At 43.6% G+C, this 15,888-nt stretch carries 14 protein-coding genes and 1 tRNA gene; all 15 read right to left on the bottom strand.

Translation table 11 applies throughout. The features are described 5' to 3' along the window. Positions 1 to 13: 13 nt before the first annotated feature. On the bottom strand, positions 14 to 1,486 hold the full coding sequence (locus L3J70_01970) for a hypothetical protein (GenBank protein ID MCF6235136.1): 1,473 nt from the start codon (positions 1,484 to 1,486) through the stop codon (positions 14 to 16). A 120-nt stretch (positions 1,487 to 1,606) separates the two neighbouring features. Then, positions 1,607 to 2,449 carry an SDR family oxidoreductase gene (locus tag L3J70_01965; GenBank protein ID MCF6235135.1) on the bottom strand — a complete coding sequence of 281 codons (843 nt, stop codon included), beginning with the start codon at positions 2,447 to 2,449 and terminating at the stop codon, positions 1,607 to 1,609. Between the two features lie 698 nt (positions 2,450 to 3,147). Continuing rightward, positions 3,148 to 3,240 (bottom strand) — tRNA-Ser (locus L3J70_01960). A gap of 140 nt (positions 3,241 to 3,380) precedes the next feature. Then, positions 3,381 to 3,626: a carbon storage regulator CsrA gene (gene csrA / locus L3J70_01955; GenBank protein ID MCF6235134.1), complete on the bottom strand. Its 246-nt coding sequence runs from the start codon at positions 3,624 to 3,626 to the stop codon at positions 3,381 to 3,383. Between the two features lie 255 nt (positions 3,627 to 3,881). Further along, a complete protein-coding gene (locus L3J70_01950) occupies positions 3,882 to 5,090 on the bottom strand; it encodes an aspartate kinase (GenBank protein MCF6235133.1) in 1,209 nt (402 codons plus the stop codon). Next, positions 5,087 to 7,696: an alanine--tRNA ligase gene (gene alaS / locus L3J70_01945; GenBank protein ID MCF6235132.1), complete on the bottom strand. Its 2,610-nt coding sequence runs from the start codon at positions 7,694 to 7,696 to the stop codon at positions 5,087 to 5,089. Before alaS ends, L3J70_01950 begins: the two co-directional genes overlap by 4 nt. 14 nt (positions 7,697 to 7,710) lie before the next feature. Further along, positions 7,711 to 8,175: a recombination regulator RecX gene (locus tag L3J70_01940; protein MCF6235131.1), complete on the bottom strand. Its 465-nt coding sequence runs from the start codon at positions 8,173 to 8,175 to the stop codon at positions 7,711 to 7,713. Beyond that, the gene (recA, locus tag L3J70_01935) at positions 8,165 to 9,187 is read right to left on the bottom strand and encodes a recombinase RecA (GenBank protein MCF6235130.1); all 1,023 of its coding nucleotides are present in this window, start codon (positions 9,185 to 9,187) and stop codon (positions 8,165 to 8,167) included. The genes L3J70_01940 and recA overlap by 11 nt, the downstream gene beginning before the upstream one ends. Positions 9,188 to 9,271: 84 nt before the next feature. After that, on the bottom strand, positions 9,272 to 9,715 hold the full coding sequence (locus tag L3J70_01930) for a CinA family protein (GenBank protein MCF6235129.1): 444 nt from the start codon (positions 9,713 to 9,715) through the stop codon (positions 9,272 to 9,274). Between the two features lie 69 nt (positions 9,716 to 9,784). Next, entirely contained in the window at positions 9,785 to 11,080 is a 1,296-nt protein-coding gene (locus L3J70_01925; protein MCF6235128.1) for an adenylosuccinate synthase, read from the bottom strand. 1 nt (position 11,081) lies between these two features. Then, entirely contained in the window at positions 11,082 to 12,296 is a 1,215-nt protein-coding gene (locus L3J70_01920; protein MCF6235127.1) for an ATP phosphoribosyltransferase regulatory subunit, read from the bottom strand. A 20-nt stretch (positions 12,297 to 12,316) separates the two neighbouring features. Beyond that, the gene (locus L3J70_01915) at positions 12,317 to 12,502 is read right to left on the bottom strand and encodes a DUF2065 domain-containing protein (protein MCF6235126.1); all 186 of its coding nucleotides are present in this window, start codon (positions 12,500 to 12,502) and stop codon (positions 12,317 to 12,319) included. A 32-nt stretch (positions 12,503 to 12,534) separates the two neighbouring features. Next, positions 12,535 to 13,398: a protease modulator HflC gene (gene hflC / locus L3J70_01910; GenBank protein ID MCF6235125.1), complete on the bottom strand. Its 864-nt coding sequence runs from the start codon at positions 13,396 to 13,398 to the stop codon at positions 12,535 to 12,537. Continuing rightward, entirely contained in the window at positions 13,398 to 14,612 is a 1,215-nt protein-coding gene (hflK, locus tag L3J70_01905; GenBank protein MCF6235124.1) for an FtsH protease activity modulator HflK, read from the bottom strand. The genes hflC and hflK overlap by 1 nt, the downstream gene beginning before the upstream one ends. 119 nt (positions 14,613 to 14,731) lie before the next feature. Next, a complete protein-coding gene (gene hflX / locus L3J70_01900) occupies positions 14,732 to 15,838 on the bottom strand; it encodes a GTPase HflX (GenBank protein ID MCF6235123.1) in 1,107 nt (368 codons plus the stop codon). Between the last annotated feature and the right edge of the window lie 50 nt (positions 15,839 to 15,888).

The following is a 15,888-nucleotide window of genomic DNA, read 5'->3' as shown; positions in this document are numbered from 1 at the left end:
CGAGCACGGAATACTAAAGAGCACCTTCAGCCATGGCGATTTGAGCCGTACTGACCTCAACATAAGTAAAGCGATACTCCGCCCCATCAATAACAAGCTCAGTTGTATAAATCTTGGCGCTCTCAATTTCGGCTTCACTGCCCCAATATAAGAATTCAGCAATACCTTCCGCCACCCAACCGTACCCCAGCTTATTTTCAATACTTCCATCAAACCCATCGGATGCGATGATATAAGAGCCGTCATCTAACCCTGAAACAAAAATATTTATAAGAGGTGATTCAGTCACTGTTTCAGTAATAGTGACCTCATTTTTATCACCATTGATCGTATTTGTATTACCCGATGAATTTGTTGAATCGCCTCCTTTGGCAGATTTCCATGCACTCTCATTAGCACAGTTTGCTTCGCATACCTTGCTATTAATAACACCCTTATTATTAGCAAAAGTCTCCCTCTTACTGTAACTGATTAATTCGGCTTCCCCTTCAGAACCATAGTCAGAAGAAAAATCAGCCTGTAAAGAGCCCGAATCATTATTTGCCTGACCCACAGCAGAAAAAGATTGTAGACCCCGTGCACTACTATATCGTCCTTCAAACCCGATCAACGCCGTATTGTTTGAGTCATCAAGAGCCTTCAATGTAATAGTTTCTGTCTCTGTATTCGATATTTTTTCAGTCACATTATCAGAGTTACTATATTTAATTTCCACCAACTCATCATTGCCATCATCAAGATAGCTATAGGTATAAATGAAGTCTGTATCACTATTTTCAAAAGCATATGAAGAGACGACACTGCGTTTATTGGCGGCCCATTTAAGCAAAAAAATTGTCGCATCATCACTGACCAACCCACTCATTTTTTCCATTTCAGAGAGATCCAGCGAGACTTCATACTGAAACTCACTCTCCGCTGAAAAAGCAGTGTAGACGATCGTTCCTAGCTCAATACTTTCACCTGGAGTGGTCGGTAGCTGGATGATTTCATCAGTTTCATTTACTCCAAACATCCCACTCTGTTGTTTGTTATTAATCGTATCTATTTTTTCTACAGCCACTTTTTCGGCCGCAATAATGTCATCCGTTAACTGCAATGCAATCGTCCCTTGAGGTATCGTACAGGCTGTTTCAGCTACGACACTCTTGCACTGTGACTCTATTTCATACCAGACTGCATCCAGCATTAAAAGTGGCACTTGATGGCCCAAACGAATTATTTCCGCTTCGGTCACACGATTATTGACCTTGGCAAAAGCGGAATCTGCTTCACCACCACTATCAATGGCACGAAATGTTCTCTCTGAGGATTCTTCCTGATAACCTAACAGTGATTTAGGGATTACAATACTGTTTTTCTTTGGCAGATACTGCACGGCAACAGGTTTGCTCTGACCTTCTACTGCCTGATCTTCACTGCCACAAGCGCTTAACACTAAAATGGCAGGAATAAATAACAATGATAATATAGCGTTATTTTTCATCACACTCTCACTTAAAACACTTCTGATATAAAGGAACAAGGATATACCCAGGCTTTTACTTTTTGCAATAAATTCAGTTGGTAAAAGGCTATTTTTGAGAGTAAGGCCACATGATCATGCTCAATCAAAACAAGCTAACCCATGAACCAAGTCAGGATAACGCAGTATAATCTTTAATTCATGGATCATTTTTCGGTTATCAATTCTCCGTGATTCTTGCAGATAAGAGCGCATTGCCGGGGAAAATTGTGACTCTGCATCACAATGACTCACCTCAGGTGGACGAGGTAGACCCAATGCATCGGCAACAGCAAAAAAATAATCTGTCATCGTTGTTTGCTGGCCATCTGAAACGTTATAAATTGCTCCAGTCCGCCCGTACTTCATTGCTACCAGACAAACCTGAAGCAGGTCATCTTCATGAATACGGTTGGAAAAAGGTGCTTCTTCGGAACGTACAACAGGACGACCCTTACGAAGTGACTCAACGGGCAGACGATTCACGCCATAAATACCCGACACACGCAATACAACGACTGGCACTCTATTTTTCACGCCCCATTGACGCAGCATATTCTCTGCATCCAGACGGCGTCGGCTCCGATCTGTACCAGGCTTTGGAGAAACTTCTTCATTCACCCACCGCCCCTGACAATCTCCGTATACACCCGTCGTGCTGATATAAACAATTTTTTCAGGAAAATTATCAGACACCAGACTCACCAACCAATGACGCATTCGTGTATCACATACACCACCATTAGGGGGAGGAGCGAAATAGTAGAGCTCTCTATTTTTTAAGGGCAGTCCGACTAACGTTTCTGGGTAATCGAGATCACCTAGTATCATTGTGACACCAATACATTCGCTCACATGTCGCACCAGTGCCGACACCTGCACACCTGAAGCCAAGGCTTGTTTGGCAAGACACTTCCCCAGCTTGCCCAATCCTATTATAAACATTGATTAGATCTCCCAGCGCACTCCAGCAGTGATCATATTTTCCGTCAAATTTTTATAACTGGCTGTGGCTTGATAGTAGAGCTAGCTATATACAATACATCATATCAACTATTACCAACAATACTGAAAGGTGCATAAAATCATACAAAAAATATTTTTCTTAAAAACAAAACCTTACAGTGTCTTCATGAAATATGTAGATTGACTCACACAACTTTCGCCCATAACCGCCGATAACATAAACATCTGGGTTAAAGTAGCGGTGCTTATCCCCCCTCCCTCTTAAAGCGCCGTGAATTATTCCCAGAACCGGATTGCTCCCTCCTATCCTAGCAATCCGGTTTTTTTTCCAAATAAGCCTTGTCCAACAACAGTTCCTAAGGAACTAATTTTAATTTATTGGCACATAAAGCTCCGTTAGCAACTCAGCTTCCGCAACCTCTTCAAGCGAGTTTAAATATTTTTCAAATGGGGGATAATCTCTAGGCATTGTTAATCAAGTATAGCTATCTATGCTGCATATGTTCAAAGTGGGCAATGTTTCCGGAAAGGGTGCTAAAATTTGATGTGTTGCCACCAGATATAGGGGTAAACAACTGTTACTTGGTTGCTTATTAAGAAACCCTTGGATATAAAAAAAGCCACACTCCAAAGGATTGTGGCTTTTTTATATCTATAGACTTTATTAAACTCGCTTATGGCGGAGAGAGAGGGATTCGAACCCTCGATGAGGCTATAAACCCCATACTCCCTTAGCAGGGGAGCGCCTTCAGCCTCTCGGCCATCTCTCCGTTTGTTAAAATATCACTTTGATCAGCTATTCAGAGCCGCTGAATCAAAAGCGGTGACAGAATACCTAATATAGTTTGAGTACGCAAAATTATTTTTAATAAATTTTTATAACTATTCAGCGTACCCTAAAAATATGTGTCTACCCCTCTTCTTTTAGCTGTCCTTCTTTTAGCTGTCCTTCTTTTAGCTGTCCTTCTTTTAGCTGTCCTTCTTTTAGCTGCTTTTCTTTTTGAATGCGTTCATAAATCTCTTCGCGATGCACGCTGATCTCTTTTGGAGCATTAACCCCAATGCGAACCTGATTACCTTTAACACCCAGAACGGTCACGGTAACATCGTCACCAATCATCAACGTTTCACCGACGCGTCGAGTAAGAATAAGCATATTTTTTCTCCTTGCTCTAAAAAACTTTATAGTTAAAGCGCCATAAGCTAATAAAATAAGAGTCAGCTTAGACCGCTGCACCTTATATCGGCCAAAATATAAAAAACTGTAGTCCGATCACAAAAAAAGAAGGCCATTACGATTATTCTTTGATTGTACAAACTTTCCATACAACTACAGAACTACTATAACGGCTCAATATAAATATTTTTGACCTTTTTTACTAGGAGCTTGTCAATATATTAAATGAAAGATTCAAAGATCGAAAGCTGAATGTAACGCTCGAACCCCAAGCTCTAGATATTTTTCATCAACGACGACTGATATTTTAATTTCTGATGTCGAAATCATTAGGATATTAATTCCATCGTTAGCCAATGCTTCAAACATCGTGCTGGCAATGCCTGCATGCGAACGCATGCCGACACCCACAAGTGAAATTTTTACAATTTTGTCATCTCCTTTAACTTCTCTTGCGCCCAGCTCTTTCGCAGTCGAGTTCAAGACATCAAAAGCTCGTTTGTAATCATTTCTGTGTACGGTAAAAGTAAAGTCGGTTGTCGTATCTTCTGCGATGTTCTGGACAATCATATCGACTTCAACGCCAGCTTTCGCAACGGGGCCTAGAATATAGTGAGCCACGCCAGGCCGATCAGGCACACCCAGAATAGTCAATTTAGCCTCATCTCGATTAAATGCAATACCTGATATTAATGCCTGTTCCACACTTTTATCCTCTTTGGTAATCAAAGTCCCCTCACCTTCTTCGAACGAAGAGAGCACCCTTAACGGAACACTGTATTTGCTGGCAAATTCAACTGAACGTATTTGTAGAACCTTCGCACCTAAACTGGACATTTCCAGCATCTCTTCATAAGTGAGCTGATTCAACTTACGTGCTTCGGGAACCACTCTAGGGTCTGTCGTATAAACACCATCAACATCTGTATAAATCTGGCATTCGTCTGCTTTTAAAGCATAAGCCAAAGCCACAGCCGTGGTATCAGACCCCCCACGCCCCAGTGTTGTAATGTTGCCATTTTCATCTACGCCTTGAAAGCCAGCGACCACAACCACTCGCCCTGCCGAGATATCATCCTGCATCTTTGATACATTAATATCTTGAATGCGCGCCTTGGTATGCTGACTGTCTGTTTGAATACAGACCTGACCACCTGTGTATGACTTAGCGGGACAACCGATATTTTCCAATGCCAGACTTAACAGCGCGATGGTCACTTGCTCACCTGTTGAGAGCAGTGTATCCAGCTCACGAACGTTTGGCTCTGGATTAACAGAGTGAGCCAAAGCCATCAAGCGATTTGTTTCACCACTCATGGCAGACACAACAACCACGACACGATGACCTTTTTGACGCTCCGCAGCGACTTTTTTAGCCACATGAGCAATTCGCTCAGCACTTCCTAAAGAAGTTCCGCCATATTTTTGTACAATCAAACTCATGATGAAAGGCGCTCTTTCACCCATGGAAGCACAGAGGCCAATGCACCATCCAATGCCGCAGGGTTATTACCTCCTGCTTGTGCCATATCAGGTCGGCCACCGCCTTTGCCACCCACCTGCTGCGCCACCATATTAACGACCTCACCTGCTTTTAAACGATCCGTATTATCTTTGCTCACGCCAGCAACAATGCTCACTTTAGAGTCTGTTTTTGTAGCAAGAACAATCACTGAAGACCCGAGCTTATTTTTTAATTGATCAAGCGTTGAACGTAAAGTTTTCACATCAGCACCGTCCAGACAAACACTCAATACTTTTATACCTTGCACATCTTCAGCAAGGTTAGATAACTCATCACCCTGACTACTGGCCAGCTTGCCTTTGAGTTGTTCAATCTCTTTTTCAAACTTGCGTACACGCTCTTGAAGCTGTTTGACTTTATCTTTTACTTCATCTCGACCTGTTTTGAGCATTTCAGAAACAACCGTCAAACAAAAATCATTTTTCTGAATCCAGTTTAATGCGGTCACTCCTGTCACTGCTTCAATCCGTCGCACACCCGCTGCAATTCCAGTTTCCATAGTGATTTTAAATAACCCGATTTCTCCAGCACGTTTGACATGAATACCGCCACATAGCTCAATAGAAAAGCCACCCACGCCAACCACACGCACTAAATTACCATATTTTTCGCCAAAGAGTGCCATAGCACCTTTGGCTACAGCTTCATCCGGTGACATTTCATCCGTCACCACCGCATCATTGTTACGAACCTGCGCATTAACCAGTGTTTCAATGGTTTGCAACTGCTCATTTGTGACGGCTTCAAAATGAGAAAAATCAAAGCGTAAACGATTTGAATCAACCAATGATCCTTTTTGTGCGACATGCTCACCCAATACTTGACGAAGCGCTGCATGTAACAAGTGAGTTGCAGTATGGTTAAGTGCGGAAGCCTGACGTTGCTCCGAATTAACAACCGCTTTTATTGGATCCCCTTTTCGCAACACGCCATCACACGCTATGCCATGATGAATATAGGTATGGGCTCCTTGTTTTTGCGTATCTTTTACGTCAAAAACTACATGTTCACCAATCAGCTGCCCTGACTCACCCGCTTGCCCTCCAGACTCGCCATAGAAGGGAGTGTTTTTCAAGATAATATCGCCTGATTCACCCGTATTAAGTTGTTCAACAAGTTCACCATTTTGGTATAATGCAACAACCTCTGATTCATCTTCTAAGCGGTCATAACCCGTAAATTCAGTGGCAACATCGACCTTAATACGGTGCGAATAGTCCACTCCGAAGTGTCCGCCTGCGCGCGCACGTTCACGTTGTGCTGTCATGGCCTGGTCGAAAGCATCCATATCAATCGTCAAACCACGTTCACGCGCAAAGTCTGCGGTTAGATCGACGGGAAAACCGTAAGTATCATAGAGGCGGAAAACACTCTCTCCAGAAATGACTTTTTTATCACCGAGTGAAGCAATATCACTTTCCAGATGTTTCAGACCCTGCTCCAATGTTTCAGCAAAGCGCTCCTCTTCCATTTTTAAAACACGTTCAACCTGTGCTTGTGCTTTAACCAGTTCAGGATAAGCATCGCCCATAACATCCACAACAGAGCGAACCAATTGGTGAAAAAAAAGGCCATTAATCCCCAGTTGATGACCATGCCTTGCCGCACGACGAATAATACGCCTGAGCACATAACCGCGACCTTCATTGGATGGAATCACGCCGTCAACAACCAGGAAAGAGCAAGCACGGATATGGTCGGCAACCACTCGAAGTGAACTTTGCTGCAAATTATCTGTGCCTGCCATTTTTGCAACAACACGAATCAAATATTGAAAAAGATCCGTTTCATAATTACTGTGAACTTCCTGCATGACCGCAGCCAGCCGCTCCAGACCCATCCCTGTATCCACCGAAGGTTTAGGCAGTGGAGTCAGCGTTCCATCCTGCGCACGATCATATTGCATGAAAACCAGATTCCAGATCTCTACAAAGCGGTCGCCATCCTCTTCAGACGAGCCGGGTGGGCCACCCGCAACAGTAGAGCCATGATCATAAAATATTTCTGAGCAAGGGCCGCATGGTCCGGTATCACCCATCGACCAAAAGTTATCTTTTGCGCCAATACGTGTCAGACGCTGCGGATCAACACCGATCTCTTTTAACCAGATATCTGCAGCTTCATCATCTTCATCAAAAACCGTGACCCATAACTTTTCAGCAGGAATTTTGAGTTCTTCAGTTAAAAATTGCCACGCATATTGAATGGCTTCATGCTTAAAATAATCACCAAAGCTAAAGTTACCCAACATCTCAAAAAAGGTATGATGGCGTGCTGTATAACCTACATTTTCCAGGTCATTATGTTTGCCACCCGCACGAACGCAACGTTGAGATGTTGTTGCTCGTTTATAGCTTGATGACTCCTGGCCTAAAAATATCTCTTTGAACTGCACCATTCCAGCATTAGTAAACAACAAAGTTGCATCATTGCCAGGAACCAATGGGGCACTGGGCACAATTTCATGGCCATGTTTATTGAAAAAATTCAGAAATGCTGTACGTAGCTCTGCACTGGTTTTCATGTTTTCACTATTTATTATAAATCAATCTCACCAAGCGCTTTTTTTATTTGATCCGCAGTAAAACCACGATATTGTAAAAAGCGCACTTGTTTCGCGTAATCTTTGTAATTTTCAGGGGGTATACTGCCAAAACGCTTTTTTTGAGCATCAATCACTCGTTGATTCCACCCTGAAGATTGAAGGTCTAAAAACTCTTCGAGTAATACATCGTCAATTCCACGCTGCTTTAAATCAGCCCTAATACTTAATGGGCCATAGCCTTTTTGAGTTCTGGAGTAAACATAAGCTTCACTAAAGCGCGCATCGCTTTGCAAACCTTCATCTCGAAGTTCTGCCAACACCTCACTAATCTCTGATACATCAAAACTACGGCTCACTAATTTTCGTTTCAACTCAAACAATGAGTGTTCACGCCGAGATAATAGATCTATTGCAACACGGCGTATATTTTGACGCTGACTGTTTTCCTTATGACTCATCCTTACTTACAATTGAATCGCCCGGTTTTGGCAGTAATAATTCACGAATTTTACCTTCAATTTCCTGAGCAATTTCTGGGTGTTCTTTTAAGTAAGTTCGTACATTTTCTTTGCCCTGGCCAATTTTTTCGCCATTGTAACTATACCAGGCACCTGACTTATCGATAAAATCGTGTTTGACCCCTAAACCAACAATTTCACTCTCACGTGAGATACCTTCACCATAAAGAATATCAAATTCAGCTTGTTTAAATGGTGGGGCAACTTTGTTTTTGAGCACTTTTACACGAGTCTCATTACCTATGATTTCATCGCCCTTTTTGATCGCACCCGTGCGACGAATATCCAAACGAACCGAGGCATAAAATTTAAGTGCATTTCCACCCGTTGTTGTTTCAGGATTTCCAAACATCACGCCAATTTTCATACGAAGCTGGTTAATAAAAATAACTAATGTATTTGAACGTTTAATATTCGCAGTGAGTTTACGCAGTGCTTGAGACATCAAACGTGCTTGCAAGCCCATATGGGAGTCACCCATATCACCTTCAATCTCTGCTTTAGGTGTCAACGCCGCTACGGAGTCGATAACAATAATATCCACAGCACTCGAGCGCACCAACATATCGGTAATTTCTAATGCTTGCTCACCTGTATCAGGTTGTGAAATCAGCAGATCATCAACATTCACACCAATTTTTTTAGCATACAAAGGATCCAGCGCATGCTCTGCATCAACAAATGCAGCCGTTCCACCTGCTCGCTGTGCTTCTGCGATCACCTGCAATGTCAACGTTGTTTTACCTGATGATTCAGGTCCATAGATTTCAACAATACGACCACGCGGCAAACCACCGATACCCAGGGCAATATCAAGACCTAACGAACCTGTGGAAACAGCTTCAATATCAGTCACTTTAGCATCACCCATGCGCATGACAGAGCCTTTACCGAACTGGCGATCAATTTGACTTAGCGCCATATTGAGCGCTTTTTGTTTAGCGTCGTCCATAGTATTCCTCAAGCCTGAATTATTTGATGAACTTCATCATTTCGTTAAAATTTCAGCGATTATCCCACGAAAGTGCTCAAGCGCCTAACCTAGGCGCTCAACCACCTTTAAAATATCCACAACACCTTTCAATGCCATAACCACCGTTTGGTAGCGCACGGATTCACGGTCACCTGAAAACAGATGTTGCTCTGTTTTTACTGATGAATTTTTTAGAGCCCAGGCAAAGCAAACCGTACCGACAAGTTTTCCATCAGTGGCTCCTGTTGGCCCAGCAATTCCGCTGACAGCAACACTGAATTGAGCTGCACTATTTTGCAGAGCACCTTCAGCCATTTCACGCACCACCTCTTCACTCACTGCACCAAATTGCTGAAGTGTCGATTGCTTTACGCCCAACATTTCGAGTTTTGATGCATTAGAATAGGTGATAAAACCACGGTCAAACCAAGCGGAACTTCCAGAAATAGCGGTGACTGTCTGAGCAATCCAGCCACCAGAGCAAGACTCTGCAGTCGCGAGTAACATACCACGTACCTTCAAAGCATGACCCACCTGTTCAGACAGGCTATTTAGTGATTGGCTCTGCAAAGTAAATTAAACTTTAAAAGGGTGGTTTAAAATAATAGTATCTTTGCGATCAGGGCCAGTTGAAATAATATCTATAGGTGTTTCAACAATTTGTTCAATACGTTTCAAATAGGCACGCGCTGCGGCAGGCAGTAAATCATAGTCACGCACACCTACAGTTGATTCACTCCAGCCAGCCATCTCTTCGTAAACAGGTTCACACTGTTCAAAAGTCTCGACATCCTGAGGCAATATTTGAGTCTCAACACCGTTGTAACGATAGCCAACACAAATCCGAACTGTATCAAGCCCATCCATCACATCCAGCTTAGTAATGCACATTCCTGTGACGCCATTAATTTGGTTCGCTCGACGCAGTGCAACCGCATCCAGCCAGCCACAACGCCGCGCACGACCTGTTGTTGCACCGAATTCGTGGCCTTTTTTAGCTAAATACTCACCTACATCATTGACCAACTCCGTTGGGAACGGACCCGCACCCACACGAGTAGTATAGGCTTTGGTAATTCCTAACACATAATCCAGAGAAGTTGGCCCAACCCCTGCGCCTGTCGCTGCACAGCCTGCTGTTGTGTTTGACGAAGTTACAAAAGGGTATGTGCCATGATCAATATCTAGCAAACTACCCTGCGCGCCTTCAAATAACAGGCTGCCTTTTTCGACGCGAATCTGGTGGATAATTTCAGGAATATCTGCTGCCAAAGCTTCTAATTGATCCGCAAAGCTCAGCGCTTCATCTAACTGTTGTTGATAATCCAGCTCACTTGCTTTGTAGTAGTGTTTTAGCGAAAAATTATGATATTCAAGCACTTCTTTCAGTTTTACTGCAAACGTATCTGCATTAAAAAGGTCACCAAGCCTGAGCCCTCTACGTGCAACTTTATCTTCATAAGCAGGCCCAATGCCACGACCGGTTGTACCGATCGCTGCCTTGCCCCGCGCCACTTCTCGCGCCTGATCAAGTGATACGTGGTAAGGCAGTATCAAAGGGCAAGATGTACTGATATGTAAACGTTCACGTGCGGGTACACCGCGCGACTCAAGCATATCTAACTCTTCAAACAGAGCGGATGGCGAAAGCACAACACCATTACCGATTAAACATTTCACATTCTCACGTAAAATACCTGATGGAATCAGGTGCAGTACGGTCTTCTCCCCATCAATCACTAAAGTGTGACCCGCATTATGCCCACCCTGAAAGCGCACTACAGCACTCACATGGTCAGTCAGCATATCTACGACTTTACCTTTACCTTCATCACCCCATTGGGTACCTACGATTATCAGACTTTTATTCATTTTATTTTTTGATTGATTCAGGTAGCTTTAAAACTTTCCAGATGCCATTTTCATTTGCCAAAATCCGGTCACAACCAGACTCTACAAAGTCAACTTTTTGACCTGGTAATTCATTAATAATACGATCTCCCTGCTGGCGGAGCTGATTGACCAAACGCATCAATTCAGGGTCACTTGAACAAGGGGCAAAAATACTGGTTTGCTTTTCGATAGAAGCGGCGGTTAAAGCAACCACTGTTTTCAAATCCATGCTAAATCCAGTTGCTGGGCGCGCCCGCCCGAATGCCTGTCCAATATCATCATACCGTCCACCACGCGCAACTTCTTGCCCATGACCTGGGACAAAAGCGGCAAAAACAACCCCTGTTTGATATTTATAGCCACGGAGTTCAGCCAGGTCAAAATAGAGAGGAAGTGCTGGATAGCGATCTTTCATCGCATCAGCCAACCACTGCAATTCATCCAAAGCCTTAAGCACACCTTCGGGTGCGTCTTCAAATAGTTCCCGAGCTTCAAGCAACACATCCTCTGCGCCGTTTAAATCAGCTAAACCCGATAACATTCGATGCAATTGCTTGTCTAGAACAACTTGATCCAGAAACTCTTTTATTTCAGGTTTTGCTTTGCGCTGCAACGCACTAAAAAGAATTTTCTCTTGTGACTCTTTTAAACCGGCAGCATCAGCTAATAGACGAAAAATTGTGACATGCCCAAGGTCTACATGAGCATTTGTGATTCCGGCGGTTGAAAGTGACTCAACCATAAGCTGCAATACTTCAAAGTCACTCTCAACACCTGAGTGCCCATAAAGCTCAGCACCCACCTGTAACGGGCTACGGTTCCTGCCAAAACCCTCACTACGTGTACGTAGTACTTCACCGATATAGCATAGTCGGGTTGGCCCTTGATTTTTAAGATGATGTGCCTCAATCCGTGCGACTTGAGGTGTCAAATCAGCCCGAACACCCATCAGACGACCACTTATTTGATCCGTCAGCTTAAATGTTTGTAACTCCAGATCATTGCCAGTCCCCACTAGCAAAGAGTCCAGAAACTCCACTAAGGGAGGAATAACCAAATCATAACCCCAACCATCAAAAAGCTGGAATAACTCTTGACGAACCTTCTCCAGATAGCGAGCTTGAGAGGGCAAAACCTCCTCAATACCTTCTGGAAGTAACCACCGCCCACTACCAGGCTTTAAACCTTCATTCATGTCTTGACTCGTTTTACTGGTTATCTCACTAAATACAGCATGATCAAACCTACCGTCATACAAACAAACCCGGAAATCCGAAGCGATCGGTCATCCATCTCTGCCATTCTTTTCCAAGTCTGCCGTAAACCACCAGGGGCTAAAAAAGGAAGTAATCCTTCGATGACAAGCACCAGCGCTAATGCGGCTAGCAAATCATTCCACATTAGAGCGCCCCAATGGTTTTATTGCTGGCTAGCTATTTACTTCCCTTTGGATCATTAAAGTATTTGAAAAAATCTGAATCAGGCTCAATCACAAGAATGTCTTGATTGCTATTGAAGGTTTTTTCATACGCAGTCAAACTCCGGTAAAAAGAGTAAAATTCAGCATCTTTTTTATATGAATTTGCATAAATTTCAGCCGATTTAGCATCACCTTCACCACGAATACGCTCGGCATCACGATAGGCTTCGGCAAGAATAATCGTCCGTTGACGATCCGCATCCGCTGTAATTCGCATCGCCGCTTCTGCACCTTTTGAACGCAAATCTTTTGCAACTCTTGAACGCTCAGCGACCATTCGATCGTAAACTGATTTGCTTACTTCATTGGGTAGATCAATACGCTTAATACGCACATCGACAACACTTAAACCTAAATCTTCTGCAGCGATATTCGAGAGCTTTGTAATGGATGCCATAATGGCTTGTCGTTCACCCGAGATGACCTCCTGAATGGTGCGTTTACCAAACTCATCACGCAAACCATTTTTAACAACCTGAGACAATCGAGACAGAGCGAGCGATTCATCACCACTCAGCGCTGTATAAAATTTTGCAACATCAGCAATGCGCCACTTCACATAAGAGTCAACGATCACATTTTTCTTTTCTTTGGTCAGGTAACGCTCAGCTTCCGCATCAAGCGTCAGTACCCGTCCATCAAACTTACGAATATTATTCACAAAAGGTAATTTAAAATGAAGACCCGGCTCGTAATCTGTCCGAACAATCTCCCCTAATTGAAATTTAACAGCTAGTTCCCATTGCTGAACAGTAAACACACAGGATGAAGCAATGAGCCCAACGACAACAATCAGAACACCTATCACTTTAATCATTATTGTCTCTCCCTACTGCGGAAATCTTCTCTATTTCGGTTATTGCTTGCTTGACCTTGCTCCCCTGCTGACTGCAACAAAGAACCCACGGCTGCAGGAGCTAACGATGATGAGCTTACACCACTGCCACCCATCATTTTATCCAGAGGTAGATACATTAGATTATTACCACCGTTAACATCAATCATCACTTTACTGCTATTCGCAAGCACAGACTCCAATGAATCAAGGTAGAGACGCTCACGCGTAACTTTAGGTGCTTTTTTATATTCAGCTAAAACACTGTCAAAACGAGCCACTCGACCTTCCGACTCAGCAACCACTCTTGCTTTATAAGCGTTAGCTTCTTCAAGCTGGCGTGCAGCATTTCCTCGAGCTTTAGGTAAAATATCATTAGAGTATGCCTGAGCTATATTTTTCAAACGCTGTTCATCTTCACGCGCTTTCACCGCATCATGAAAAGCATCTTGCACTTGCTCTGGTGGCTGCGCATCTTGCATATTGACACTGACCACAATCAAGCCACTTTGGTAGCGATCCAGAATTATTTGAATCAATACCTCAGTATCTGCTGCAACCTGACTACGCCCTTCTGTCAACACGAAATCCATTGTCGACTTACCAATTATTTCACGTATCGCACTCTCTGTCGCTTGCCCCAACGTAAGATCAGGGTCACGTACATTAAAGAGATAATCCTGCGCACTTTTTACTTTGTATTGGATGGCAACTTCAATATCAACAATATTTTCATCCTCAGTCAACATCAATGCTTCACGCGGTACTGCAGCTGTTGTTGTACCTGCGGTACGATATCCCACTTCAATTGTACGCACTTGATCCACATCAACTTTAGTGACTGTTTCAATCGGGTAAGGCAAATGCCAATGTGGCCCAGGCATTGTTGTATCAACATACTGACCAAAACGTAGTACTACACCACGCTCAGCAGGATCAACAATATAAATACCGGTCAATCCCCAGATAATGAGTGCAACGAGTGCAAGCAAGCCAATAGCTTTAGGGCTTGGGCCATTCATTTGACCACCACCATCTTTGCCACTGTTTTTTTTGCCACCAAAAATATCAGTCACTTTATTCTGAAGCTGACGAACCACCTCATCCAGATCGGGAGGACCTTGTCCATTTTTTTTATTACCCCCGCCGCTCCACGGGTCTTTATTTCCGGAATCCCCCGGTGTATTCCAAGCCATTAAATCATCTCCGATATTATGTATGATGCCAATTATAAACAAATAGAAGTCAAAAACCAGCCGCCGATTCTACTGTCGCCGCTCACGCTCTGCAACCTTTAGTATACAAACCCAATGTTTTATTCATATTCTGGCAGACACAAAAAATAGTCTACTAATGTTTGCTGTAATGGAGCAACCCCCTTTCCAGAGGCGGCAGACAACCATACACGGTTCACAGCCCCATCTTTATTTTTATCAATTCGAATAATTTCATCGGGCAACAAATCAGTCTTATTATAGATTTCAATTTGAGGAACATTATCCGCCCCAATTTCAGCCAAAACTTTGTTAACTTGAGCGATATGCTCATCACGCTCAGGTTGGTGCGCATCAACCACATGCAGCAACAAATCAGCATCCCGAGTCTCATCCAGTGTTGCACGAAAAGCGGCGACCAGCCCATGAGGTAAACGACTGATAAACCCTACTGTGTCTGCCATCACGATATTGAGCTGCCCCGCTACGTTGAGTCGCCGCAGTGTTGGGTCAAGCGTTGCAAATAGCTGATCCGCCACATAAGCATCCGCACCCGTCAAACGATTAAATAGCGTTGACTTACCCGCATTGGTATACCCCACCAACGAAACTGTTTTGGTATTTGCTCGCTGCCTTGATCGGCGTTGCTGATTTCGTTGTTTTTGAACTTTAGCTAAACGCTTATTGAGCTGCTTGATACGATCGCCAATTAGACGACGATCACTTTCAAGCTGGGTTTCACCTGGCCCACGCAGGCCGATCCCCCCTTTTTGGCGCTCCAGATGCGTCCAACCACGCACCAGCCGTGTCGACAGATGCTTTAATTGCGCCAACTCAACCTGAAGCTTACCTTCGAATGACTGCGCTCGCTGGGCAAAAATATCAAGAATAAGTGTAGTGCGATCCAAAACACGACAGGAAATCAGCTCTTCAAGATTTCGTTCTTGTGCAGGTGATAATTCATGATTAAACAATACGACATCGGCGGAGGCAGCTTGCACGGTGCAGCGAATTTCCTCAGCTTTACCCGTACCGACAAAGTACTTCGGATCAATCCGCCGCTTAGCACCATGCACCACATCAACAACTCGAGCTCCAGTTGATTCAGTCAGCGCTGTAAATTCAGCTAAATTTTCATCATCGACTGAACCACCCAACTGAACCAGTACAGCACGCTCTCCCCCTTGAGACCGATCAAACTCAAACAACGAAAAACCTCCAGCATTGTAGAGTTACAATGGAGTTAATAAATTAAAGC

It is taken from the genome of Gammaproteobacteria bacterium (assembly GCA_021648145.1).
GTDB lineage: Bacteria > Pseudomonadota > Gammaproteobacteria > JAADGQ01 > JAADGQ01 > S141-38.
This window is presented reverse-complemented; position numbering and strand designations above follow the sequence as displayed.

Bases quoted from the DNA above. Each gene is read 5' to 3' on its own strand.
- L3J70_01965 (MCF6235135.1), bottom strand. From the start codon at position 2,449: ATGTTTATAATAGGATTGGGCAAGCTGGGGAAGTGTCTTGCCAAACAA.
- L3J70_01920 (MCF6235127.1), bottom strand. From the start codon at position 12,296: ATGAATGAAGGTTTAAAGCCTGGTAGTGGGCGGTGGTTACTTCCAGAA.
- L3J70_01950 (MCF6235133.1), bottom strand. From the start codon at position 5,090: ATGAGTTTGATTGTACAAAAATATGGCGGAACTTCTTTAGGAAGTGCT.
- L3J70_01930 (MCF6235129.1), bottom strand. From the start codon at position 9,715: ATGTTACTCGCGACTGCAGAGTCTTGCTCTGGTGGCTGGATTGCTCAG.
- hflC (MCF6235125.1), bottom strand. From the start codon at position 13,398: ATGATTAAAGTGATAGGTGTTCTGATTGTTGTCGTTGGGCTCATTGCT.
- recA (MCF6235130.1), bottom strand. From the start codon at position 9,187: ATGGACGACGCTAAACAAAAAGCGCTCAATATGGCGCTAAGTCAAATT.
- alaS (MCF6235132.1), bottom strand. From the start codon at position 7,696: ATGAAAACCAGTGCAGAGCTACGTACAGCATTTCTGAATTTTTTCAAT.
- csrA (MCF6235134.1), bottom strand. From the start codon at position 3,626: ATGCTTATTCTTACTCGACGCGTCGGTGAAACGTTGATGATTGGTGAC.
- L3J70_01970 (MCF6235136.1), bottom strand. From the start codon at position 1,486: ATGAAAAATAACGCTATATTATCATTGTTATTTATTCCTGCCATTTTA.
- L3J70_01915 (MCF6235126.1), bottom strand. From the start codon at position 12,502: ATGTGGAATGATTTGCTAGCCGCATTAGCGCTGGTGCTTGTCATCGAA.
- hflK (MCF6235124.1), bottom strand. From the start codon at position 14,612: ATGGCTTGGAATACACCGGGGGATTCCGGAAATAAAGACCCGTGGAGC.
- L3J70_01940 (MCF6235131.1), bottom strand. From the start codon at position 8,175: ATGAGTCATAAGGAAAACAGTCAGCGTCAAAATATACGCCGTGTTGCA.
- L3J70_01925 (MCF6235128.1), bottom strand. From the start codon at position 11,080: ATGAATAAAAGTCTGATAATCGTAGGTACCCAATGGGGTGATGAAGGT.